The sequence below is a fragment of the Psychrobacter sp. JCM 18902 genome, from assembly GCF_904846615.1.
GTDB lineage: Bacteria > Pseudomonadota > Gammaproteobacteria > Pseudomonadales > Moraxellaceae > Psychrobacter.
The window spans coordinates 3,198,010-3,223,788 of sequence record NZ_CAJHBK010000001.1; the positions used below are offsets into that span (position 1 = coordinate 3,198,010).

Genomic DNA, 25,779 nt, shown 5'->3' on the forward strand with positions numbered 1-25,779 from the left:
AAAAAAACTTTCCGAAAGCCTCATTAATTTTGCTATACTAGCGCGCTTGGTAGACTAGGCAATCGCCGCTGCACACTGGCAACAGACATGCAGGGGAGGAAAGTCCGGGCTACATAGGGCAGCGTGCCAGCTAACGGCTGGGCAGGGTAACTTGACGACCAGTGCAGCAGAGAGTAGACCGCCTTCGGCTTATATGAGTATCGCAAGATATTCATGTCATCGGTAAGGGTGAAAGGGTGCGGTAAGAGCGCACCGCGTGGCTGGCAACAGTTCACGGCATGGTAAACTCCACGCGTAGCAAGACCAAATAGGCATCGGCATGGCGCGGCCCGCGTTCGATGCGGGTAGGTTGCTTGAGCGTACGAGCGATTGTGCGCCTAGAGGAATGATTGTCCACGACAGAACCCGGCTTATCGGTTTACCAAACCTTTTTTATTGTTCGTGATAAAAATGCAGCTAATTTGAATAAAATTCATCTTTTTTGCAAAAAAATGCCCTTATAGGGGTTGACGACAGTCAACATCTTGGGTAAAATTTGCATCCTAAAATGGCGATGTAGCTCAGCTGGTTAGAGCGCATGACTCATAATCGTGAGGTCAAGAGTTCAAGTCTCTTCATCGCCACCATTTTTAGCAATACCTGTAGTATTAAAAATACCAATCATTATTTGATTGGTATTTTTTTGCCTGAAATAAATTATTTCATAATATGGTGAATGGCTCAATGCGCACCATAAAATTATAATTACCTATTGATTTCTTGCTAAATCATAGCTTTATCTGTTTAGGTACAGATTAATTGTTGTAACTTATGTCCCTCTTACTTATCATAGGGGCTGTTTTCGGTAAAGTCCTGTAACGCCATGTCTGTACAACTACCTCCTTATCGTCCTATTAAGCACCGCAGTGGTCTGAAAGTCATGGGTGCAGCATTCCATGCTTTGCTGATGCGTGAGCTGCAAACGCGCTTTAGTGGTTATCGCTTGGGCTATCTGTGGGCGCCATTAGAGATAATGTTTCAAGTTGCTATTTATTTGATAATATTTGGCGCTATTATGACTCGTGTACTACCAGGAATGGACTACATGTTATTTCTGGTGGCAGGCCTAGTGCCTTTTCGTATGATGAGTACCATAGCAACACGATCGTTAGGAGCAGTTGAGGCCAATCAAGGGCTTTTAATGTATCGATCAGTACGGCATATTGACGTCATTATTGCCCGTTCATTTCTAGAGCTAGTGATTTATTTTTTTACCTTTGTACTGTTGTTAGTCATACTTGCATTCATTGGTATTCCCATCAGCCTTGCACATTTGAATGTAGTATTGTTTTGTTGGTTGACCTTATTTTTGTTTGGGTTTGGTCTAGCGATGATTATGATGGTTGTCGGTTATTATGGTGGTGAAATCAGCAAAATTATAGGTTTGATTTTTACTATCTTATATTTCATATCTGGGATTATTTATTCAATTCATATTATCCCTGAGCCCTATTTTAGCTATTTGCTCTATAATCCTTTCATTCATAATATTGAGCTTATGCGTCATGCACTTGCGCCAAACTATCCGGCTTATCATATTGATATCGGTTATTTTTTGAAATGGATGGTAAGTGTTAATTTCTTTGGCTTACTATTGTACAAAGCAGTAGAAAAAGATCTTATACGTTCTAAATAAATCATTAATTGCGATACCAGTGTTAACTTAGGACAAACAAATGATTGAAATTAGAAATGTTTCTAAGTCCTTTATGACCAAGCAGGGTCGGCATTATCTATTTAAAGATTTGAATCTGACTATTGGTGATAAAAAAAGTGTGGGTTTACTCGGTCGTAACGGGGCGGGTAAATCGACTTTGCTGCGTATTATTTGCGGACTAGATAAGCCTGATCACGGAGAGATTATTACCGACTCGACGATTTCTTGGCCAGTAGGGGTAGCCGGCGGTTTCCAAGGTAGTTTGACGGGTCGTCAAAATGTCCGCTTTGTTTGCCGTCTTTATTCAAGCGGTCCCTATATTGACGAAAAAATTCGTTTTGTGGAAGAGTTTGCAGATATCGGAAACTATTTCGATATGCCGGTAAAAAGTTATTCGTCAGGCATGAGAGCGCGATTAACCTTTGGGCTAAGTTTGGCCTTCGATTTTGATTATTATATGCTTGATGAAGCAGGTGCCGTTGGTGACGCGGCTTTTCGTAAGCGTAGTGAAGAGATATTGGCCGCGCGCCGTGAACAAGCAGGGTTTTTGATCGTATCGCATAACATCGGTGATATTAAGCGTAATTGTGATATTGGTATTGTGCTAATGGATCAAACAGCACACGTCTTTGAAGACACAACAGAAGCGATTGAGGTATATGAAGAGCATGTCCACAAAGCGAAAAAATAAGATAATTGACTTCTCGCTGTTTATTGGCTTGGTGGTCCTCCCTTGGGCGTTGGTGATATTTTATGTCATGACCATTGCTCATCCGCGGTTTATTTCGACGGCTGATGTGGTGGTCAAACAAGTCAGTGATACCAGTGTGCCTTCTGGCGGTGGACTGTCGGCCTTGTTGGGTGTGAACAGTACCAGTAAAGAAGATGCGACTTATCTGACCGAGTATATTCTATCCAATGATATGGTGAAGCGCCTTGATAATAAGTTCAAGTTCCGCGAAGCGTATCATGTCGATGGCTCAGATCCGCTCAATGAGATTGAGCCTGATGCCACACAAGAAGAATTACTTGAGTACTTCAAAAAGCGTGTACACATCAATCTGGACGAGCAAAGCTATGTGCTGTCAGTATCGACGGAAGCCTTTGATCCAAAGTATGCTTTTGAGCTGAATAAAACGATCCTCAATGAGTCTGAGCAGTTCGTCAACCGTATTTCACAAGAGGTGGCTCGTGATCAGCTGGTATTTGCTGAGACACAGTTAGATGAATCACAAGATCGCCTAAATGATGCCAAAGAGCAGCTATTAAAGTATCAAAACGAAAATGAGATTTACGATCCACAATCCAATGCTCAAATTGTGAATCAGCTGATTGGTAGTTTGCAAGCGCAATTAAGCTCATTACGTACCGAAGAGCGTCAATTACTCAGCTATCTAAATCCAGATGCACCGCAAGTAGTGTCATTAAGAAGTCAGATTCAAGCGGTTGAGGAGCAAATCAGTCAAGAGCAAACCAAGCTGACATCACCGAATACTACCAAGTTGAACCGTCAAGCGGTACAGTTTGAGACTATCAAGGCAGATGTTGATTTTGCTACTGAGCTCTATAAATTGTCGTTATCTTCACTTGAGAAGGCACGTTTAGAAGCCTTTAAAAAGATGAAAAATTTGATTGTCATCTCAACACCATATCAAGCTGAAGAAGCAACTTATCCACGCCGTGCTTATATTATTTGGACATCTTTGGCTTTGCTTTTGATGCTTTATGGATTTGTGCGCCTAGTGATGGCGGTTGTCCGTGATCATCGTAGCTAGTTTTAACACACCAGATATCAGTAATGATCGATAGATCAGCAAAGGAATACCACTCATGAATATGAAACCACGTCCTCTTGTGACCGTGATAAAAGTGTTAAGTTTGGCCATGGCCGCCAGCAGTGTATCAGCACTAGCAGCAGGCAGTTATGCTGATCAAATCTCAGGATCTAGCTTTGGCACCAGCAATAACAGCATGAGTCAAGACCAAAACCGCAATAACATCAATGTCTCAACACAGGCATTTGCAGGTGGTGTATCAGGACAGGCGACCGCGCAAGAAGCGGTTAATGCCTCAAGCTTGCCAAGTCAGTCAGTCATCAATACCACGCGCCCCTATCAAGAAATCAACACGCAAGACATGATGTTTGGTGAGCAGCTCTTCCGTGGAGCATTTTCGACTACTTCTGGTTCTACCTTTAATGACAGTTACGTGATCAACCCGGGTGATAACGTCCAAGTACGGATGTGGGGCGCTTATCAATATGCGGCTACCATGACCGTCGACCCACAAGGCAATATTTTCTTGCCAAATATCGGTCCAGTACGTGTCTCAGGTGTTCAAAATGGCAGTCTGCAAAATGTGGTAAAAAGTGCTGTCAGTCGTATTTATCGCTCGAACGTTGGCGTTTATGCCTCATTAGAGCAAGCACAGCCAGTGAAAGTATTTGTAACAGGTTTCGTTAAACAACCTGGTTATTACGGAGGTTTAGCAGCAGATTCCGTATTGTCTTATTTAGATAGAGCGGGCGGTGTTGATCCGACTCGTGGTAGTTACATTGATATTCAAATCAAACGTAATGGGCAAATGCTACAGCAAGTCAACCTGTATGATTTTTTACTAGCGGGTAAATTACAAGCATTCTCATTTCGTGATGGCGATGTGATTACGGTCGCGCCGCAGAAAAAAACCTTTGAAGTGGGCGGCCAAGTTCAAAACGAATATACCTTTGAATTTGATGTGAACGATCTAACCATTGGTGATGTGTTGCAAGTGGCCAATCCCGCAGCAAATGCGACCAACGTTAGTATCACTCGTAGTGCAGGACGTGCACAGACGGCGGAATATTACTCGTTGGCAGAAGCTCAAAACGTGCCTGTTTATAATGGTGATCAGATGGTAGTTACCTCCGATCGTTATGCGGGCACAATCGCGGTGCAAGTAAAAGGTGCGCATACGGGTAATGGTGCCATGGTTGTGCCATATGGCGCTCGCTTAAAGGACATCGTGCCACAGCTACAGCCAAGCCCACTCGCTAAACTGACTCATCTGACCATTTATCGTGAGTCTGTTGCTGAGCAACAAAAACGCATGATTAATGAGTCGCTCGATCGTCTAGAAGAGCTGACGCTTGCCACGCAGTCGACCACTCGTGAAGAAGCAGCACTGCGTCAAGACGATGCAGCGTTGGTTAAGCAGTTTGTTGCCAAAGCGCGTAATGTTAAAACGACGGGTCAAATTGTTGTCGTCCCGAATTCGTGGCAGGATATTATTCTGCAGCAAGGTGATATCATTGAGATACCTGCGCAAACGTCTGTCATTACCGTTAATGGTCAAGTACGAGCACAAGGCGCACTGACCTTTAATCCAGATTATACCGTTGGTGATTATGTTGCCAATTCAGGCGGTTTCTCTGACAATGCTGATGTTAAAGAAATCTTGATTATCCATCAAAATGGCGCCAGCGAGGTGGTCAATACCGCTTACCGTATCCAGCAAGGCGATGAGATTATGGTATTACCAAAAGTCAAAACCAAGCGCGTAGAAATTGCTCGTGGCTTATCGCAAATTGTTTATCAGTTGGCCATTGCTGCTAAAGTGGTTCTCGATTTATAACCATTATTGAAAAGTTGTATAACAAGAGAACAAGTCATCTACATAGATAGATGCAAAAGTAATGAATAAGGGTGTTAGAAATGGCAAAAAGCGCGGCAGATGATGTCAATGTGGCAGTTACCTCTCACTCTGATAATGCCTTGCTTTTGCCATCATCCGCATACCAATTGCCACAGCATTTGGCGGTCATTGGTAAGGGTATGCGTCAAAACAATGTACTTTTGTCTCAGGTATTGCAGGCAGATATTCAGCGCTGGTATCCGTGGTCAGGTATACCGCAACGTATCAATGCAGGTAAAACGCATTTACTGTCTGCATTGCCATTACCAAACATGATAAAAAATCAGATAACTCATTTGTCCAGTTCCTCTCTCTCTTTTCAGCAACCCGATGCCTTTATCGGTTGGGGTCGCAAAAAAAGTTATCAACGAGCTAATAAAGTGGCTAAGCGGCAAAAGCTTGAGACATTAAGTGTCGAAGATGGCTTTTTGCGCTCATTAGATTCTGGTGTTAGTAGCCGTCATGGCCTGAGTGTCGTCGTCGATGACCTTGGTATTTATTTTGATACGACGTATGACTCACGCCTTGAGCGGCTGATTATTGAGCGTACTAAAAATGCTACTACGCCCAATAATTATGAAATGAATGAAGTGCGCGCGCGGCAATTGATGGCACGTATTTGTAATGAGCAGCTCAGTAAATATAACGCAGTGATCGATTGTCCGTCCTTGAATGAATTGATGAATCAAGACGGCGTTAACACAACGGCAGATTCCTTGAAATCGCATGTTTTATTGATTGACCAAGTGGTTGGTGATGCTTCTATCACTGGTGCAGGCGCGGATAAACGTCAGTTTAAGAAGATGTTAACATCTGCGTGTCGTAATCATCCTCACGCCCATATTTGGATAAAGGCACATCCTGCGTCAAAATCGGGATACCTGACCCGTTTAAAATTACCTAAGCAGGTTCGGCTATTAACTCAAGCACTCAATCCTATCCAGCTATTAGAGCAAGTTGACCATGTTTATACGGTCAGCTCCCATATGGGCTTTGAAGCGTTGATGTTAGGTAAAACAGTACATTGCTTCGGGGTTAATTGGTATAGTGGCTGGGGTCTAACTGATGACAGCGGCGCACCCAAAAATCTGCTTAAAGCGGTCGAGAAACGTCGTCAAAAACTTGTTAGCAAACTGTTAGAGGCTCAGGGACATTCAAATCCTGCGTTGTTTCCTACATCATTTGCTAAAAAAAAATCTGCAACGTTAGAAACGTTATTTTATAGCGCCTATATAGATTATAGTCGTTATGTAGATCCGGCCACCAAGCAAGCCTGTGATATTGATACAGCGATAGAATGGCTAGTGACTAATCGATATTGGCAAGCGCGCCTTGAAGGGGATCTCACGATATATGAATTTAGTCGCTGGAAATTACCATTTGTAAAAGCTTTTACGAATCTACCGCGTACGACATTATTTATCAAACCCAAGCCACGTCTCAAGAATCTACTGCATCCTGATCATTTTCGTGTTGATTATCAGCAGCCTCTATTAGTGTGGGGTTTGGCTAAGCGGCAACAAGTAAAAAATAAATTACAGCGTAAGCTTGAGAAACAGCCGCATTTGTCCATACCGTCTATATACTGTATGGAAGATGGATTTATCCGCTCAAATGGTTTGGGCGCGACGTTGTTAGCACCGTTGTCGGTCGTCATAGACAAGCAAGGCATTTATTATGATGCGACCCAGCCCTCAGATTTAGAGACGTTGCTACGTCATTGTCAAGCACTGAACCCACAGCAAAGTGTCCGTGTAAAACAGCTGCAAGATAAATTGCTGAATCAGCGGGTGAGTAAATACAATGTTGGGGCTGAGGTCGACAGTGCTAATAACCAGCATACTTCTTGGATGGATGAGGCTAGGGTATCTGGCAAGCGTCGTCTTCTAATCATCGGTCAAGTCGAAGATGATTTATCGGTGCAGTACTGCGGCTCAACGATCAAAACCAACAGCGGCTTGATTGAGCGTGTATGCCAAGACAACCCTAATGCTTATCTTATTTATAAGCCGCATCCTGATGTTGAAGCAGGACTAAGGGCTGGTAAGGTTAGCGCAGAGTTTTTACAACAGGTCAGTGCCGTCGCCTATGATACCGCGATGCCTGATTGCTTAGAGTGTGTTGATGAAGTACATACGATTAGCTCATTGACTGGCTTTGAGGCGTTGCTGCGCGGTTTAGACGTTACTTGCTACGGCTTACCGTTTTATGCTGGTTGGGGGTTAACGGCAGATATTGATGCCCAGTTTTCACCGAAAGCTGACTATTTAGAGAGACGAAAACGCGACACTGCATTAACGCTTGAGCAATTGTTATATTGTGCGCTTATTCGCTATCCCTTATATCGTTTACCTAATGGCTACGGGCTTGCACAAGTAGAGCAAGTGATTGACTATTTATACCCTCCTAAAAGTGCTCCTTTGCTTAAAGATATTCATAATACAGAATCTCAAGCGCAAATATCTAACCCTATAAATAGCTCGATTAACCATGCGACTTCAGTTTTACCCACGCTATCTGAAAATTTTAAACGCCAAGCGACTACTCGTTTTATGCAGCAGCGTCATCAATGGCAGCAGCGCCTGCGTAAACTATCTCGTTAGTTTATTCCAAACTTGTGACGCAAATCCATTGCGACAAGTAGGGACTTTTTCGGTATAATCAGTGATGATTGATTTGTATTCACACGGCTTAATATTCAAGTTGTTTAATAAGTACTCCCGCTTTTATCCTTCATCTTCTCATTAATGGTAATTCAATACTATGGCAGCTTCGATGTCTCACTTGCTTACTCATCGACACGTCTTGCTGTTACAAGGAAAGATGGGCGGATTCTTTAACCGTTTTTCGACATTTTTGCAAACTCAAAATATTAAAGTTAGTAAGATTAACTTTAATGCAGGTGATGCATTCTTTTATCATCATGATAATACCTATGAATATACTGATACCTTAGCGCAGTTCTCTTCTTGGTTGCAGGCTTTCATTGAAGAAAATAGCATTGATGCGATTGTCTGTTTTGGTGATTGTCGTCCGCATCACACCCAAGCTGCTTGTATCAGTGAGCAGTTGGGCACCTCTTTTTTTGTATTTGAAGAAGGCTACTTGCGTCCCGATTACATTACATTGCAAGAATATGGCATTAATGGCTATTCGCGCTTAAATACGGCAGATATTAAAGCGCTCAAAAAAGCCAATGATAAACCACTGTATACTCACAATCGTTTTTATCGTTTGAGTATCGCTGCGATTGTCTACTATATTATCGTTTGGATATACAAAAGTCGCTATCCGCATTATTCGCACTATCGCGGTATGACAGCGTGGCAAGAAGCAATCGCTTGGCTCAAAGCACCATGGCGTAAATTGCGAGGGTATTTACCTGATAAGCAATTGCAAAATAAGCTGACCAAAGAACAAAGTAATAATTATTTTTTGATTAGTTTACAAGTACATAATGACTCGCAGATTACCCATCATAGTGACTACCGTGATGTGGTGCAGTTTATTGATGAGTCTATTACCAGCTTTGCAGAGTATGCTGATAAGCAGCAGTTACTGGTATTTAAGCATCATCCGTTAGATCGTGGTCATCGAGATTATCGCGAGCTGGTATCTAGCTTGGCTAGACGCTATCAAGTGGCGGATCGTGTATTTTATGGTTGCGACATGCACCTGCCAACCTTGATGAAACACAGTATTGGGATGGTGACCATTAATAGCACGACAGGTTTGCAATCGGTATATCACAAAAAACCTACCAAGATCATGGGTCGTGCGATTTATGATACGCCGAAACTGATAGATCAAAAACCACTGAATGAGTTTTGGCAACAACCTAACCGCCCAGATAATGAGTTTTATCTTAGATTCCGTGAATACTTGATAGAGCAAACTCAAATCAACGGGGCTTTTTACGGTAAGTCACCATGGATGCATAAATATCTGCATAGCGCAGGATGTGAACCCATAGAGAGCGATCTGTCCAAAACCAATACCCCTCAGTAGATTATTGATTGTTCATATTCAGTTAGCATGAGTCTTGTCGAAGTGAATAAGGTGCTATCAAGCCGCTCGCTTTCTATCTGTATAGTTATCCGCTCGTAACTTCACTTGTAAATCATCCCTCTGCTAATAAAATCGCCTTACTTTATGGTAGAAAACTGCTAGAATACTCTTTCATGCCTGCGCATAAGAGTTGACGTCCTGAGCGGTTGATTGGAGATGATAATATTGGCAAATAAGCTGATTCTAATTATTTTCTCTTCAACGATGGACAGTTATTTTAGCGGTTGCGCCTGACAGTATTTATTTCTTAATTTTATTATTCTATCACCCTTAATTTAGTAGGCGCTTTGTGACTGCATTAGCAAATATTCGTAACTTTTCAATCATTGCCCACATTGATCATGGCAAGTCGACGCTTGCTGATCGTTTTATTCAAATGTGCGGTGCCTTGCAAGATCGCGAGATGCAGGCGCAAGTACTTGACTCCATGGATATTGAGCGTGAGCGCGGTATCACCATTAAAGCGCAGTCGGTAACCTTATTCTACGATCATCCTAATGGTGAGCGCTATCAGCTCAACTTTATCGATACTCCAGGACACGTTGACTTCTCATACGAGGTGTCGCGTTCACTAGCCGCTTGTGAAGGGGCGCTATTGGTCGTTGATGCCGCGCAAGGGGTGGAAGCTCAGTCCGTGGCCAACTGCTATACTGCCGTTGATCAGGGTCTAGAAGTCATGGCGGTACTAAATAAAATTGATTTGCCACAAGTCGAGCCTGAGCGTGTCATTCAAGAGATTGAAGACATCATTGGTATTGACGCAGTTGATGCACCACGAGTTTCTGCTAAATCGGGTTTGGGCGTCGATAAACTGCTAGAAGCATTGGTTGAATTTATCCCTGCACCGACTGGTGATCGTGAGGCGCCACTACAAGCATTGATTATTGACTCTTGGTTTGATAACTATCTAGGCGTTGTGTCTTTAGTTCGGGTACGTGAAGGTACTATCCGAAAAGGTGATAAACTTTATATCAAATCAACCAAAGAGTCGCATTTAGTCGGCTCGATCGGTGTCTTTACGCCCAAGCCTGTCGATACGGGTATCTTGGAGGCGGGTGAAGTCGGTTTTATTATTGCTGGTATCAAAGATATCGCTGGCGCGCCAGTGGGTGATACGATTACCCACGCCAAAACGCCAGACGTTGAGCGTATTCCAGGTTTTAAACAGATTACTCCGCAAGTCTATGCCGGTATGTTCCCTGTTGATTCTACTGATTTTGAAAAATTCCGTGAAGCGCTGCAAAAGCTACAAATCAACGATGCGTCATTGTTCTTCGAGCCTGATACCTCAGATGCACTAGGCTTTGGTTTCCGTTGTGGTTTCCTTGGTATGCTGCACATGGAGATTATCCAAGAGCGTTTAGAGCGTGAATATGACTTGGATTTGATTACTACTGCGCCATCCGTTATCTACGAGATCGTCAAGAAAAATGGCGATATCATGTATGTTGATAATCCATCAAGACTCCCTGAGCCGAATAATATTGAAGAGTTCCGTGAGCCCATTGCCCGCTGTCAGATTTTAGTACCGCAAGATTACTTAGGTAATGTCATGACGCTTTGTATCGAGCGCCGCGGCGTACAGGTAGATATGCGTTTTATGGGTCGTCAAGTACAGCTGATCTTTGATATTCCGATGGGAGAGGTGGTCATGGACTTCTTTGACCGTCTAAAATCCGTTTCGCGCGGTTTTGCCTCACTTGACTATAATTTTGAGCGTTATCAAGTCGATAAATTGGTTAAAGTAGATGTATTAATCAATGGCGAAAAAGTCGATGCGCTGGCCATGATTGTTCATGAAACCCAATCACGCTATCGTGGTAATGCTTTGGTGACTAAGATGAAAGAATTGATTCCGCGTCAGATGTTTGATGTGGCAATTCAGGCCGCGATTGGTAGCCAAATTATTGGGCGTAGTACAGTGAAAGCCATGCGTAAAGACGTCTTGGCTAAGTGTTATGGCGGTGATGTGTCGCGTAAGAAAAAGCTACTGTCTAAGCAAAAAGCCGGCAAAAAACGTATGAAGCAAGTCGGTAATGTGGAGATTCCACAAGAAGCCTTCTTAGCGGTATTGCAGGTTGAGTAAGTCATTACTAATTGACTGGTCAACGATAGTTTTTTTGGTGTAATTAGTGGCGCAGTTGATAGTATAGATAGCCAGATAAGTCGCTCGTTAATAGGCAATTGAGTATGGATTTTGATTTTAATTTAATTTTAGTACCATTAACCATTGGTTTGGGTATTATTTGGCTATTAGATAAGCTGACCCTGAAACAGCGTAAAACTCGCGGGCGTGGTCAAGAAAGTCTCTTGGTACGCTGGGCTTATGATTTTTTCCCTGTATTGGCAGTGGTGTTAATAGTACGCTCGTTTTTGATTGAGCCTTTTAATATCCCTTCATCTTCTATGGTGCCGACATTATATACGGGCGATTTTATTGCGGTTAATAAGTATGCCTACGGGGTGCGCCTACCGCTGACGTATAACAAAGTGCTGGATACGGGCGCGCCTGAACATGGTGATGTGGCGGTATTCCGCTATCCTGAAAACCCAAGTATTTATTATATTAAGCGTGTCATTGGTTTGCCTGGTGATACTGTTAGTTATGATCAAGGGACACTTTCTATCAACGATGTCCCAGTTGATACTAAGCCTGTTGAGTTTGCGGCAAACCCTGAGTTGACCTCACAGCTTTATTTACCAGGACAAATTGGTCCAGGGCAAGTACTGACCGAAGACAGTGCGGCAGCGATGGGTCAGCAAGAAGAGGGTGAGGCGCAATACTTTCAGGAAACACAAGGTGAAAACAAGCATCTTGTTCGTTACTTGAATGGTATGAATAGCTCTCAATATGCACCATTTTTGCAGCAGCAATCGCCAGAAGTGGTTAGCTCAGCAGGTACTAAATGGCGTATTAGCGTTCCAGAAGGTCAGTATTTTGTGATGGGCGATAACCGCGATCGTAGTGCTGATGGTCGGTTCTGGGGTTTTGTTCCTGATGAGAATTTAGCGGGTAAAGCGGTTTATATCTGGATGCATAAGCCACCCGGAATTAATTTACCAACCTTTGAACGCAATGGTACTATTGATTAAGATTATGTAATTAAGATTATGAGACGCTCTATTGGTTGATTTATCGATAATAGTTTTATGCTAATATTGTTGCTATCTAATAAACGGCTACCTAGTATTTCGGTAGCTCCTAAAAAATAGTTGTTTACCAGTAGAGGGATATCGTAGTGCAGCAATTATCTGGAATCGCCACACAGCGTGGTGCTAGCGTAACGAGTATCGTTTTAATTATTCTTGTGTTAGGAGTTGCTGCCAAATTGATGGTTGCTATCGTACCTGCTCAGATCGGTGATTATCAATTGACCAAGACCTTAAGCGCACAGCTTAAGGAGGCAAATAATAATAATGAGACGGCCAAGCAGTTTGTCGAGCGTGTTAATAGACAGCTATCTATTAATGCTGATTATGATACTCAGGCGGAAGACGTATTTACTTTTATTGATAAAAAGACGGGACAATTGGCTATTCGTAAAGAATATGCAGTCACCAACAATTTCTTTGGTAATGTTGATATCGTCAATCGCTTCGAAGGTGATATCGATATGACAACAGCAGAGTAACTAAAAAGAATGTTAGATCACTCTTAAACTTTTTAATCTCTGAATATCTTTATAATATTCATTAATCCATACTATTACTAACCAAATCAGTAAAACAGAAGGGATAACCACAAGCCACGCATGAAACCAACTTTGCAGCATTCCCAAGCGATTACTACTCCTCAACAAAATAGCACGTCTGTCGACACGCTGATTGTTAGCTCAGAATTTATTCAGCAGTTAGCCGTATTAACACGCAAGTTAGGCTATGTGTTTAAGGACTTGAGTCTCCCCAAACTTGCGTTGACACACCGCTCATTTGATAGCAAAAAAAATTATGAGCGTTTAGAGTTTTTAGGAGACGCTCTGTTAGGAATGATTGTGGGTGAGGCTTTATATCATCGCTATCCTAGCCAAAATGAGGGTCGCTTGACTCGTATGCGTGCCACCTTGGTACGTCAAGAATCATTGGTTATTATTGCGCAAAACTTAGAGCTCTCTAATCATCTGATATTAGGGATAGGTGAGCGTAAAGGTGGTGGGCGCAATCGCGCTTCTATATTGGCTGATGCTGTGGAGTCTTTGATTGGTGCTATTTATTTAGACAGCCAAGATTTGGATATTACTCGTGATTGTGTTCTCTCATGGTATGGTGATTTGATTGACAACGTTAATGACCAAAAAGCGTTAAAAGATGCCAAGAGCCGATTGCAAGAGTGGCTGCAATCTAAGCAGTTTGATCTGCCACATTATGAGCTAATGGAAACACGTGGTAACGCGCCGCATCAAATTTTTGTTGTACGTTGCCATGTTAATATCAATAACTGTGCTGATATTACTGAATCTGGTGAGAGCCGCCGTATCGCTGAACAAAAAGCAGCAGAACTAATGATTAACCAGTTGCATAAACTGCCGAGCTCAGCTAAAAAGCGATCCTAACTAGGATTAACCTATGGATAGCACATACCAATTTTTTTGACAGTATATGTTAAGTGACGTTTTAAAAATCGTTTATTTGAATTAGCGTAAACGTCACACATTTCAAAACCTTAAATATTTCCCAGCCGATAATGGTTTTGCTTTTTTAGTGCTGATACAGCCAATACATCATTAAGCACCATTTGACTGGGTATAAATTCTATAGGATTAACCTATGAGCAATCGTACTGACTTGCCATCCAATGATGAAGATAATGCCAAAAATATGACCGAAAACACAGAATTGAATCAAAACCAAGATAATATCGATACTACTAACGATGGCATCAATCAAGCAGAAGATACTACTGTAGACAACGATATGGCAATTGAAGAATTCTTTGCCCCTAGTAGTCATGCAGGTATTGCTGATGATTTTAAAGCGGGTTATGTCGCGATCGTTGGACGTCCAAACGTTGGTAAATCGACTTTGATGAATCACTTATTGGGTCAAAAGCTGTCTATTACATCACGTAAGCCGCAAACGACTCGTCACCGTATCCACGGTATTTTGTCAAATCATGAGATGCAGGCAGTATTTGTTGACACGCCGGGTATTCATCGCAATGAAGTACGTGCTATTAATGAGCGTATGAATAAAGCTGCGGTATCTGCATTAGTAGATGTTGATTTGGTGTTATTCGTTGTTGATTCAGATCAATGGCGTGATGATGATTTGTTGGTTTTACAAAAGCTTGGCGACACCAATTTAAATGTGGTATTGGTTATTAATAAATCTGATACCTTAAAAGATAAAGGCAGCGTGTTGCCACTGATTGAAACGTTTAATGACAGTTTTGATTTTGCCGATATCGTACCAGTATCTGCCTTAAAAAACCAAAACCTAGATCGTCTACAAGAAGTGATTGCTTCGCATCTTCCTATTGCTGCTCCTATCTATGATACCGAGCAAATTACTGACCGCTCAGAACGATTTTTGGCCAGTGAAATTATCCGCGAAAAAATTATGCGTAGCGCTGGTGACGAAGTGCCATATGACTTAACTGTACAGATTGATGGGTTCAAAGATGAGCCTGCGCACACTGATCCAAAGACAGGGCGTCCACGTAAGGCTTGTACTTTCATCGATGCAACTATTTATGTTGAACGTAGTGGTCAAAAAGCCATTGTGATTGGTGATAAAGGTCAGCGTATTAAGCAAGTTGGTATGGATGCTCGTAAAGATATGGAGCAGTTATTTGATAAAAAAATCATGCTGACACTGTGGGTGAAAGTGAAACGTGGCTGGTCTGATGACGAACGTGCATTGACTAGCTTAGGATATTGATTGAAGAATAGCGCTTTAATCACTTTTCTATATGCTCGATGCTGAGGTAATAAGAAATGCGCAATGAAGCGTTAGTCGGTTATTTATTGCATCAGCGTCCTTATCAAGAAAAGCGCGCCTTATATTATCTGTTTTCTCAGCAACATGGCGTGATCCATGGTATTGGGAAAAAAGGCGCGCCATTGTTCATGCCATTGCAGCTCTTTTCCACTGGTAAACGAGATTTAAAAACGTTTAGTCAGATCAATATTGCATCGCAACACACAACTCAAACAGGCATAGCAAAAGATGATGGCATTGCCACTGTTCTAGAAGCACTGCCCTACGAAAATATTACAGGTCAACATCAATATGCGGCGTTGTATTTAAACGAAATACTATGGCGGTTGTTGTCGACTGAAGATCCAATGCCAGTATTATGGCTACATTATCAGGACAGTCTGTCTCAGCTTAGGCGACCTTTGAGCGCCAACGAATTACGGTTATGCTTGCGTCAATTTGAGCAGCATTTATTCAATGAGTTGGGTTTTAGCTTAATGTTGACTCACGATAGTGTTGAAAACATCATTCAGCCTGACGATTCTTATCGTTTTTTACCTGATGTTGGTTTAGTGCCTGTCTTGCAGAATGATATACAGACTGAGCATTTAGACAATACTATGGGGCAATATTCTTTCAAAGGTACTGATATCATTGCAATGACTCAGTTAGGTATTACTGACAAAACCTTAAATAATTGGTCAAAAATTCATCGACAGCTTATTGACCATTTAATGGATTATCAACCATTGCAAAGCCGCCTACTATGGCAGCAGCAACAGCGTTACCAATAAATAATAGCACTATCCTCAAAGTGCTATAACCAATCTGATTGGTGCTGAGACTGTCTAAAGTTTCATATTCTTGTACCGTTGATCAGTTAATTGGGTTTCGTTATCAAAAAAAATTCTTATGACCACTGCTTCACTAACTTCATCTAACAACCCTTTGCAAAAACTTTTATTAAGTGTAAACATTGATCACGTAGCAACTTTACGTCAAGCGCGTGGGGTTAGTTAGCCAAGCCCTTTAGCCGAAGCTCTTTGATGCGAGAAGGCGGCGCGGCTGCTGTTGGGTTACATACAGGCGCTGATGCCGAAGCAAGCTTGGTAGCCGATATGGACATGCAAAATGCTGAGCTAAAACGAATGAAGCAAGCTGTTGCTACTGCTCGACGCAGTGATAAGAACCTCTTAATTAACGTAGGTCATGGTCTGACATGTGATAATGTGGATGCTATCGTAAAATTGAGGGTATTTATAAGTTGAATATTAACCATGAATTCATTGCAGGCGCTGTATTTGTAGGACTCGAGCAGGCCGTCATTATGATGAAAGAAGCAATGTATATAGAGCTATCAAAAAATGTGAGTGGTAATTTATGTTAGTGGTAGTTTTTTATTCGTCACATTCGGTGGGATGATCTTCATTAAGTTTTTGTTTAATAATACCTCCTTGGTTAAATGATATTAGATACATTGCTTGATTATAAGCAACAATGGGACAGTATTTTATATGGCCAAAATGTCCTCGTGGTTTGCCACTATCACCCCAAAATTTGGTGTAGTGGCGTCGACTTCCAACTCGTAAACTTAGCTTACTGTATTTAGGATTTAAAGACTGCTGAACGACTAATGAATCTACCTGAGCATCAAAGTGATTATTGTCATTTTTATCTATGAATAACAAAAGTGTCTTATCGCTGTCTCTATGGCAGCGCCCTCCAGTATCAGACAAGCAAACAATCACATTCTGTCTTCTGATGTAACTCTCAGCCTTGGCTAAGGCAAGAGAATTCTCTAACTGACTTTGAATCCGTTTGGCTTCCATACGTGCTAATTGCGTTCGTATGACTGGGGCTGCGATCGTCACTATAATTGCTAATACACATACAGTGACGATAAGTTCAACCAGCGTAAAACCCTTGTTATGTCTATTAGCAGTGCTTGGGTCTGTTCTAGTGTTTGTATTAGGTGCTCTTTTATAGAGAGATACTATATATCTGTGATACACATAAAGAATCAATCGGCTTTGAGCTAGCCTGTGCTTATTTGAAGTAAAAACCCATAACATAAATGCTGAGAGCTCTTTGTAACTTGATAATGTTTTATGCAGCAATGCCATGAGGCTTGTTACCTATAATAAGTAGTGTAGTTCAATAAAACAGTCTCGCTTCTTTAAATGTTATTCAATCCAATCATTGCGTGAAATCGAGCCAATATGCGCGCGAAATTTTAGAGTAATGATCAAATTTATGATGTATGAAATAATGTTGAGTGATATAATATAAACAGAATATATGTCTACTGTCAAAAAATGTTTCAATTAGTGAATGACTGGTTTTAATAATAGAGAAAAAATACTAACTGTACTAAAATACGCCCAGACAATAGATACTGTTAGGTTTACTATCTATTGTGAACTGACATACAAAAGATAAAAAGCGTAAGGTGTGTTAGTTCTAGGTAACTTAAGCTGGTTATTGTGTTTTAGTTACGACATTATCGTGTAATAATGTGTAGCTCGTTAACGAAAAAAGTTGTAAACTGAATTGATAATCGCTAAGCTACTCCTTAATTGGTTTTGCTTTGTCACTTAAAATTCGTAAAAGATGTCTATTTTAGAGTATCTTGAGAAGCGGTTTTGCTTAATGCATCACTCAAATTATCCTTTGGAGGAAGTCCATGAAATTGAATAAAATTGCTCTAGCTCTGGTTGCTGTAGCAGCTGCACCTTTAGCAGCTAATGCTGGCGTAACTATTAGCCCATTGTTACTAGGTTATCATTACACTGGCGAAGCTCATGACGAGCAACGCGAAATTTTGAAAACTGGTAAAAATTTGTATGAGAATGTCAATGGCGACCCTATGGCTAATGCTGATGGTCGTGGTAATGACAATGGTGGCGTAGCTAAAGAAAGCAGCTTATACACTGGTGCTGCACTAGGTATTGAACTAACTCCTTCTACTCAGTTCCAAGTAGAGTATGGTGTATCAAATGCAAACGGCGAAGCTTCTGAAGATTCTGCAAAAGCTGGTGTTAACCGCTTTGACGTAGAACAAACCATGCTTTCTGGTAACTTCTTAATCGGTACTGAAGAATTTACTGGTTATACTGATAGCGCATTCAAGCCATATGTATTGGTTGGTGCTGGTCAATCTAAGATTAAAGTAGAAAACCAAGAAACTTACACTAAAACTGGTGAGACGAATCCTACTACTGCTGGTACTGAAGTTGCAGAGTCTAAAGATACTATTGGTAACCTAGGTCTAGGTGCTATGTATCGTATCAACGACGCTTTAAGCCTACGTGGTGAAGCTCGTGCGATTCATAACTTTGATAACAACTGGTGGGAAGGCATGGCTTTGGCCGGTCTAGAAGTTGTACTTGGTGGCCATTTAGCACCTACAGTAGCAGTACCACCAATGCAAGAGCCAGTTATCGATACTACTCCAGTAGTCGTAGTTGAATCTGATCTTGATTCTGATGGTGATGGCGTACCTGATAGCATCGATGCATGCCCAGGCACTCCTATGAATGTTGTAGTAGATGAGCGCGGTTGCCCAGTACCAGTAGATATTACTGATGAGCTGAAAATGGAACTACGTGTATTCTTTGATAACGATAAATCAACGATCAAATCACAGTATCAACCTGAAATCGCTAAAGTAGCAGAGAAGATGCGCGAGTATCCTAACTCTACAGCACGTATCGAAGGTCATGCTTCTAAAACTGGTCCTTCAGCACGTTATAACCAACGTTTATCTGAAGCCCGTGCCGTTGCTGTTAAATCTATGTTGACTAACGAATTCGGTATTGCTCCAAACCGTATATCAACAGTTGGTTATGGTTATGACCAACCAATCGCTCCAAACGACACTGAAGAAGGTCGTGCTATGAACCGTCGTGTTTATGCCATCATCACTGGTGACAAAACAATGACTGTTGAACAAACTAAAGATATGGTTGTTCAGTAAATAGTATTGAACCGATTGTTTTACTAAATATATAGTTACAAAAAAAGTCACCTAATGGGTGGCTTTTTTTTATTTATGGATTGAGAAAAGCAAGTTATTACATAAATTTGTGAAGCAATAATGTTATACTAGCTGCCCAAACATTCTGTAAATTGACAGAATGTACATTAGCATAGCTATCTGTATGATGAATTTATCAGTGTAGATACTTGATTATATTGAAATTATTTGATTAACCGCATCTATTGTGCAGTCTTCCAAAAGTAAGTACTCAATATCTATCTGGTTGATGGTAAAAGTTTATCCAGCGGCGCTTATTGCTACTGCATTTTTTTAAGACGAAACGAGCATTTTATATGGCGAACGATATCAAACACCTGCGTAACATTGCAATTATTGCCCACGTTGACCACGGTAAAACAACTTTGGTTGATAAGTTATTACATCAGTCTGGTACTTTTGGCGACCGTGCAAACATTGCTGAACGTGCAATGGATTCAGGCGATATTGAGCAAGAACGTGGTATTACCATTTTGGCTAAAAATACAGCCATCCGCTGGACAGATAAGACTGATGATACTGAATATCGTATCAACATTGTTGACACCCCAGGTCACGCCGACTTTGGTGGTGAAGTTGAGCGTGTAATGTCTATGGTTGACTGCGTGCTTCTAGTCGTTGATGCGGTTGATGGCCCAATGCCACAGACCCGTTTTGTGACGCAAAAAGCGTTCGAGCAAGGTCTAAAACCTATCGTTGTCATCAATAAAATTGACCGTCCTGGCTCGCGCCCTGACTGGGTAATGGATCAAATCTTTGATCTTTTTGATAACTTGGGTGCAACTGATGAACAGCTTGATTTCCCAGTTGTTTATGCCTCAGCATTGAATGGTATTGCAGGTTTGCAAGCTGACGATTTGGCTGATGACATGACACCACTTTTCAAAACGATTGTTGATGTGGTTCAGCCTCCTCAAGTTGATGCTGATGCACCGTTCCGTATGCAAATCTCAAGCCTTGATTATAATAGTTTTGTTGGCGTCATCGGCATTGGTCGTATTCAGCGTGGTAAAGTTAAAACCAATACTCAAGTGACTGTAATCGACAAAAATGGCAATACCCGTAATGGCCGTATTTTAAAAATTATGGGTTATCATGGTCTTGATCGTATTGATGTTGAAGATGCACAAGCTGGTGACATCGTTTGTATTACTGGTATTGATTCGCTTAATATCTCAGATACGATTTGTGATCCTAGTGCTGTCGAAGCATTACCAGCATTGACCGTTGATGAACCTACCGTTTCAATGAACTTCCAAGTAAATAACTCACCTTTTGCTGGTCGTGATGGCAAGTTTGTGACCTCGCGTAATATCCGTGAGCGTCTTGAGCGTGAATTGATTCATAACGTAGCATTACGTGTAGAAGATACAGAATCTCCTGATAAATTCAAAGTATCAGGTCGCGGTGAACTTCATTTATCTGTATTGATCGAAAACATGCGCCGTGAAGGTTTTGAGATGGGTGTTTCAGGCCCAGAAGTTATCGTCAAAGAAGTGGATGGTAAATTACAAGAGCCGTATGAAAACGTTGTTTTCGATATTGAAGATGAGCATCAAGGTTCTATCATGGAGCAGGTTGGCTTGCGTAAAGGCGAGATGACTAATATGGAGCTTGATGGTAAAGGTCGTATGCGTATCGAAGCGACGATGCCTGCCCGTGGTTTGATTGGTTTCCGTTCTGAGTTCTTAACCTTGACTTCAGGTACAGGTATCATGACGTCAAGCTTCTCACATTACGGTCCACAAAAGATCGGTGATGTTGGTGGTCGCTCGAATGGCGTCTTGGTTTCTATGGCAAAAGGTGTTTGCTTAGGTTTCGCGCTATTTAACCTGCAAAAACGTGGTAAATTGTTTGCTGAGCCACAGCTTGAAGTTTACGAAGGTATGATTGTTGGTCTTAACTCACGTAACGATGATATGGCTGTTAACCCAACGACCGCTAAGCAGTTAACCAACGTTCGTGCAAGTGGTACTGATGAAGCATTGACGTTGACTCCAGCAGTCAAGTTCACACTTGAGCAAGCGCTTGAATTCATTCAAGATGATGAATTGGTTGAAGTAACACCTAAGGCGATCCGTCTACGTAAGCGCTATTTGACTGAAAGTGAGCGTAAGCGTCACGGCCGTGGTAAAAAAGGTGCTTAATATTGAGCCATGAATTACTGAGTAATTTATTGGATTGATATTTTATTAAGCATTTGATGCCATTATTATTTAATAATGGGCATCAAGATAACTAAAAAATTAGCAGTATAGAGTGAACTGAATATGGTTCATTTTATGCTGCTTTTTTTTGTTGTAATTTCCATAGAATATAGACAGAATAACTGACAGTAGTAGTGTTTCTTACTATTACTCTTAAGGCTCAAGATTGGGTCGACTGTTGAGATACTTATTCGATTATAGATTGGTATTTTGAGGAGAAAATAATGAGTATGGTTTCTGAGTTTAAAGAATTCGCTTTAAAAGGTAATGTGATGGACTTAGCGGTCGGTGTCATTATCGGTGGGGCATTTGCTACTATCACAACGTCCTTAGTTGAAGACATTATTATGCCAATAGTGGCCTTCATAGCAGGTGGCGAAATCAATTTCAAAAACATGTTCTTAGTGTTGGGTGATGCGCCTGAAGGTGTTGCCATGACCTATGATGCCCTCAAAGCAGCTGGCGTTCCTGTATTAGCCTATGGCAGTTTCATTACTGTACTGATTAATTTCTTAATTTTAGCATTCATTATTTTTATGATGGTTAGAATGGTTAATAAAATGCGTCGTAAAGAAGAAGTGCAAGAGTTGGTAAAACAACCTTCAGAAGAGGTGCAATTGCTTCGTGAAATTAGTGCTAAGTTAAGTAACACCACTGTTTCAAAATAAAATATGGTGATTTGATTAAAAAAAAGGCTAACACGACGTTAGCCTTTTTTATGGATAATTTATAAATGCATTGTCTTTAATACAGATATATCATTTAACCAGCTGTTAATATAAAGACTATGGCGTAACTACGACATAATCGTTGGTATTAATCAAAATCTCAGATGGTTGGTCAACGACAATACGGACAACATTATCATTCGTCACTTGTGATTTGTAATAATTGTCTTCAGCCACAGTACAACCTAAACAACGTCCCATCGCGTCCCAAGGTTCAACAAAAAGTTTCTGCTGCGACTGATCCGCATTACCACCGATAAGCGAGAAGGGTAGACTAACTAGGTAGGCGGCAGTACCAGCAACGGCACTGACCAGTTGTAAAGGTTTACCCACTACAGTATCAACCACCATTGTCTCATAAGAAGGCCCAAAGTCTGTCTCATCAATTTCTATGGCTGCCAAGGCAGGCTGCATAGTAGCAGCCATTAAACTTAAGCTTGCGGCTATAGTAAAGGCTTTTTGCTTAACTGTGCGTTGGTTTTTGGCTTTAACAGTCATAACGATGTCCTAAAATTCATAATTGGTATGATTATTAGCTGCTGCTATTTCCACAAAGAGACAATCTCCCTATATAAACAATGCGCAACGATAAGTAAGCTAAATATATTACAGATGTATAAATATTATGCACTATTTATGTAAGTGCTCATACTATTAAAGCAAGATGTGTGTCAATAAGCAACAAAAATGGCGCGCGATATAATAATCTTAGTGCAAAATAATAAGACACTTAGTCAAGAGTATTGTGCTGCCATATTCTACGACTTGATACCTAAGTTATTCTGGTACTTAAGGCGAAACAGATAGTGATAGTTTCAGATAATATTTAAAGGATTGGCTGACAGTTGGGGCAGAATACACTGGCGCGACCATTAATTTTGATATTCTCAAGCACCGCATCACAATGCGGACAAGTTTCCCCTTGTCTACCATAGACATTTAATGTCTGCTGGAAGTAACCGGTTTGGCCATCTGCTACGGTGAAGTCTCGTAGTGTGGAGCCACCAAGCGCTATCGCCTTTTTTAGAATAACTTTAATATGATCGACCAAAATAATCATCTGAGCATAGGACAGTTGGTGAGCGGGGGTGGCTGGATGAATAGCTGATAAATATAGGCTTTCAGTCGCATAGATATTACCGACACCCACGACTACCTGTTGTTCCATGATGACTGATTTTATAGCGCGAGCAATGGGCTGCTTCTTTGATTTGGCGTTGCCAATTGCTACGGTATCAGCACTGTGATCAAGCAGGTTTGTCCGTTGAATAAATTGATACAGGTAGTCTGCAGTAAATTCATCTGATAATGGTTCAGGACCTAAATGATCTAATAGTTTAGCACTATAATCTTTGTGCCATAACACTGCCCCAAAACGTCTTGGGTCATAGTAATGTAGTTGGGATTTTGTATTATTAACGCCCTTAAAAACAATGATGAGATGATCATGCTTGCGCTTTTCAGTACCGTAGCTCTGCTGTTGCAGGCTGCCCGACATGCCTAAATGAACCAAAAGTTGACGTGGTACTAACGTATCAGTTTGAGCCGCAGCGCTATCATCATTGGGTAATAAAGGTAAAAAGTTAAGAATTAAATATTTTGCGCGGCGCTCAACGCTATCTAGCGTGTAATCAATCAAGCTATCTAAATCATCTGGCATCGCCCAGCGCAGCTTTGGCTGGAAAACTTTTACATCGATGATGCGTTGCCCTAATAACGGTGCAAGGCTGGTTTTGGTTGTTTCTACTTCAGGCAGTTCAGGCATGATATTTTTATAATAACCTTATGATTCAGTGGACGTACTTTGTGATTTTATATCTAGGCGACGGCGCGGCGAGCATGCAAAATACCATGCTGTTGCTCTAGTTTCGCTAAAAGCTTAGATAGGTGTGCCAATCCTGAGACTTCAATATGAAATTTTAAAAAGGCAATGTTATCATCATTACTAAGCGTCTCAACTTGACGAATATTGACATTTTCTTTATCAATAATTTGCGTCAAATCACGCAATAGTCCACGCCTATCATAGGCTTCTACGTGAATATCAACCGGTTGATAACGACCAGCTTGTACCCGCCACGAAGCCTCTATTTCGCGCTCAGGATCGCGTTCAATCAAGCGCGAATATTCAGGGCAACCACGATTATGGACACTGACACCTCGTGATAAGGTAATGTAACCAGCAATTGGCTCGCCATGCACAGGGTGGCAACAGCCTGCTAAATTGATTTCTATATTATCCAGCCCATCGATACGAATTTTATAAGCATCGATTTTGCCTGCCTCTCTAGCATCTATACTTGGCGAAAAATTTTCTGGCGGTCTTTCAGGTTCTAGGTGTAGCTGACGGGAGATGTGGCTGGTGAGTTGGTTGAGACCAATGTCGCCTGTGACCAATCCAACGATAATATCGTCAGTCGTATTGACATGGAAATGCTGAATATAGTCGTTTAAATCGATGCTATTGGGATGTACCGATAATCGTTCAAGCTCTTTACTGAGCATTTGACGACCAATTTCAATGTTCTTATCACGGTCTTGCTTATTGAACCATTGACGCAGTTTTGAACGTGCACGGTTGGTATGAATGTATCCAAGTGAAGCAACTAGCCAATCACGGTTGGGCTCACGTGATGCTTTGGTGATAATTTCAACTTGTTCACCCGTTTTGAGTTGATAGGTTAATGGTACATAGCGCTGATTGACTCGCGCAGCTTGGGCACGATTACCAACTTGTGTATGTACATAATAAGCAAAATCAAGAACGGTCGCCCCTTTTGGCAGTTCAGTAATGTCACCATCACGGCTAAAGATATAGATGCGTTCGAGCTCGTCAAAGTCAACGAGTTGCTCTTCTTCGTCAAACTCCATGCCCTCTATTTCTTCACCAGTTAGTAAAGATGAGCGCGGTTGGTTACGGGTTTCATTATTGATAGATAACAGCTGACGCAGCGAGCTGATTCTTTGATTAAGATAATTGTCTTTTTTATTCTTTAGACCTTCTTTATAGTTAACATGAGCACACATACCAAGCTCAGCTTCGAAGTGCATTTCATGAGTACGAATTTGTACTTCCAGTGATTTGTTTTCAGCAATGACTGCCGTATGTAGTGAGCGATAACCATTGGACTTGGGGTTGGTAATATAGTCATCGAATTGTTCAGGGATATATCGCCACAAGCCATGTACCAATCCAAGCACGTGGTAACAGTCTGACGGGTTGGTGACCAATACCCGCAGCGCGCGAATGTCATAAAGCTGATCAAACGATAAGCCTTTGAGCTTCATTTTTCGGTAGATAGAGTAGATATGCTTGACTCGTCCAGAGACTTCACCTTCGATATTAGCCTCTGCTAATGCCTCATTGAGCTTATCTTGTACGCGCTGAATATAGGACTCGCGTTCGCTGCGTTTTTCGGAGAGCAGTTTGGCAATCTCTTTATAGCGTTCAGGCGC

General features: G+C 41.5%; 19 protein-coding genes, 1 tRNA gene, 1 other RNA gene and 1 pseudogene. 18 read left to right on the top strand and 4 right to left on the bottom strand.

The features are described 5' to 3' along the window. Positions 1-46: 46 nt before the first annotated feature. The 15 genes and pseudogenes from rnpB (at position 47) to JMY05_RS13360 (ending at position 16,739) form a co-directional block, all read left to right on the top strand. Positions 47-429: RNase P RNA component class A (gene rnpB / locus JMY05_RS13290), an RNA gene on the top strand. Positions 430-549: 120 nt separating this feature from the next. Beyond that, positions 550-626, top strand: a tRNA-Met gene (locus tag JMY05_RS13295). Positions 627-919: 293 nt separating this feature from the next. After that, positions 920-1,675 (top strand): ABC transporter permease, encoded by a 756-nt coding sequence (locus tag JMY05_RS13300; RefSeq protein WP_227678194.1) that lies wholly within the window; start codon positions 920-922, stop codon positions 1,673-1,675. 40 nt (positions 1,676-1,715) lie between these two features. Beyond that, positions 1,716-2,387 carry an ABC transporter ATP-binding protein gene (locus JMY05_RS13305; protein WP_045443596.1) on the top strand — a complete coding sequence of 224 codons (672 nt, stop codon included), beginning with the start codon at positions 1,716-1,718 and terminating at the stop codon, positions 2,385-2,387. After that, on the top strand, positions 2,365-3,471 hold the full coding sequence (locus JMY05_RS13310; protein ID WP_227678195.1) for a capsule biosynthesis protein: 1,107 nt from the start codon (positions 2,365-2,367) through the stop codon (positions 3,469-3,471). The genes JMY05_RS13305 and JMY05_RS13310 overlap by 23 nt, the downstream gene beginning before the upstream one ends. Before the next feature lie 55 nt (positions 3,472-3,526). Then, positions 3,527-5,308, top strand: a complete 1,782-nt coding sequence (locus JMY05_RS13315; protein WP_201615296.1) for a polysaccharide biosynthesis/export family protein — start codon at positions 3,527-3,529, stop codon at positions 5,306-5,308. 80 nt (positions 5,309-5,388) lie between these two features. Then, on the top strand, positions 5,389-7,971 hold the full coding sequence (locus JMY05_RS13320; RefSeq protein ID WP_201615297.1) for a capsular polysaccharide biosynthesis protein: 2,583 nt from the start codon (positions 5,389-5,391) through the stop codon (positions 7,969-7,971). Between the two features lie 160 nt (positions 7,972-8,131). After that, positions 8,132-9,376 carry a capsule biosynthesis protein gene (locus JMY05_RS13325; RefSeq protein ID WP_045443605.1) on the top strand — a complete coding sequence of 415 codons (1,245 nt, stop codon included), beginning with the start codon at positions 8,132-8,134 and terminating at the stop codon, positions 9,374-9,376. Positions 9,377-9,725: 349 nt separating this feature from the next. Next, complete coding sequence (gene lepA / locus JMY05_RS13330) at positions 9,726-11,522, top strand: translation elongation factor 4 (RefSeq protein WP_045443608.1); 1,797 nt, start codon at positions 9,726-9,728, stop codon at positions 11,520-11,522. A 104-nt stretch (positions 11,523-11,626) separates the two neighbouring features. Beyond that, a complete protein-coding gene (gene lepB / locus JMY05_RS13335) occupies positions 11,627-12,529 on the top strand; it encodes a signal peptidase I (RefSeq protein ID WP_045443610.1) in 903 nt (300 codons plus the stop codon). A gap of 146 nt (positions 12,530-12,675) precedes the next feature. Next, entirely contained in the window at positions 12,676-13,068 is a 393-nt protein-coding gene (locus tag JMY05_RS13340) for a DUF4845 domain-containing protein (RefSeq protein ID WP_227678196.1), read from the top strand. Positions 13,069-13,188: 120 nt separating this feature from the next. After that, positions 13,189-13,986, top strand: a complete 798-nt coding sequence (rnc, locus tag JMY05_RS13345) for a ribonuclease III (RefSeq protein WP_045443615.1) — start codon at positions 13,189-13,191, stop codon at positions 13,984-13,986. Positions 13,987-14,347: 361 nt separating this feature from the next. Beyond that, complete coding sequence (gene era / locus JMY05_RS13350; protein ID WP_045443844.1) at positions 14,348-15,313, top strand: GTPase Era; 966 nt, start codon at positions 14,348-14,350, stop codon at positions 15,311-15,313. Positions 15,314-15,369: 56 nt separating this feature from the next. Beyond that, a complete protein-coding gene (gene recO / locus JMY05_RS13355; RefSeq protein WP_201615298.1) occupies positions 15,370-16,146 on the top strand; it encodes a DNA repair protein RecO in 777 nt (258 codons plus the stop codon). Positions 16,147-16,398: 252 nt separating this feature from the next. Then, positions 16,399-16,739 (top strand): annotated as a pseudogene (locus JMY05_RS13360) (pyridoxine 5'-phosphate synthase). Between the two features lie 10 nt (positions 16,740-16,749). Here the strand turns inward: JMY05_RS13360 and JMY05_RS13365 are convergent. Then, positions 16,750-17,475 carry a GspH/FimT family pseudopilin gene (locus tag JMY05_RS13365; RefSeq protein ID WP_227678197.1) on the bottom strand — a complete coding sequence of 242 codons (726 nt, stop codon included), beginning with the start codon at positions 17,473-17,475 and terminating at the stop codon, positions 16,750-16,752. 560 nt (positions 17,476-18,035) lie between these two features. On the opposite strand from JMY05_RS13365, the gene JMY05_RS13370 reads away from it, so the two are divergent. From JMY05_RS13370 to mscL, 3 genes are all read left to right on the top strand, one after another. Continuing rightward, a complete protein-coding gene (locus tag JMY05_RS13370; RefSeq protein ID WP_193007713.1) occupies positions 18,036-19,328 on the top strand; it encodes an OmpA family protein in 1,293 nt (430 codons plus the stop codon). A 356-nt stretch (positions 19,329-19,684) separates the two neighbouring features. Next, positions 19,685-21,535 carry a translational GTPase TypA gene (typA, locus tag JMY05_RS13375; protein WP_201602234.1) on the top strand — a complete coding sequence of 617 codons (1,851 nt, stop codon included), beginning with the start codon at positions 19,685-19,687 and terminating at the stop codon, positions 21,533-21,535. 284 nt (positions 21,536-21,819) lie between these two features. After that, positions 21,820-22,263 carry a large conductance mechanosensitive channel protein MscL gene (mscL, locus tag JMY05_RS13380; RefSeq protein ID WP_055125730.1) on the top strand — a complete coding sequence of 148 codons (444 nt, stop codon included), beginning with the start codon at positions 21,820-21,822 and terminating at the stop codon, positions 22,261-22,263. A gap of 117 nt (positions 22,264-22,380) precedes the next feature. On the opposite strand, the gene JMY05_RS13385 is transcribed toward mscL, so the two are convergent. The 3 genes from JMY05_RS13385 to JMY05_RS13395 form a co-directional block, all read right to left on the bottom strand. Next, positions 22,381-22,821, bottom strand: coding sequence for a hypothetical protein (locus JMY05_RS13385; protein WP_045443618.1), 441 nt, complete (start codon positions 22,819-22,821; stop codon positions 22,381-22,383). A 328-nt stretch (positions 22,822-23,149) separates the two neighbouring features. Next, positions 23,150-24,088 carry a bifunctional DNA-formamidopyrimidine glycosylase/DNA-(apurinic or apyrimidinic site) lyase gene (gene mutM / locus JMY05_RS13390; RefSeq protein ID WP_201615299.1) on the bottom strand — a complete coding sequence of 313 codons (939 nt, stop codon included), beginning with the start codon at positions 24,086-24,088 and terminating at the stop codon, positions 23,150-23,152. Between the two features lie 53 nt (positions 24,089-24,141). Beyond that, on the bottom strand, positions 24,142-25,779 hold a 1,638-nt coding region (locus JMY05_RS13395; RefSeq protein WP_201615300.1), incomplete at its 5' end, for a RelA/SpoT family protein.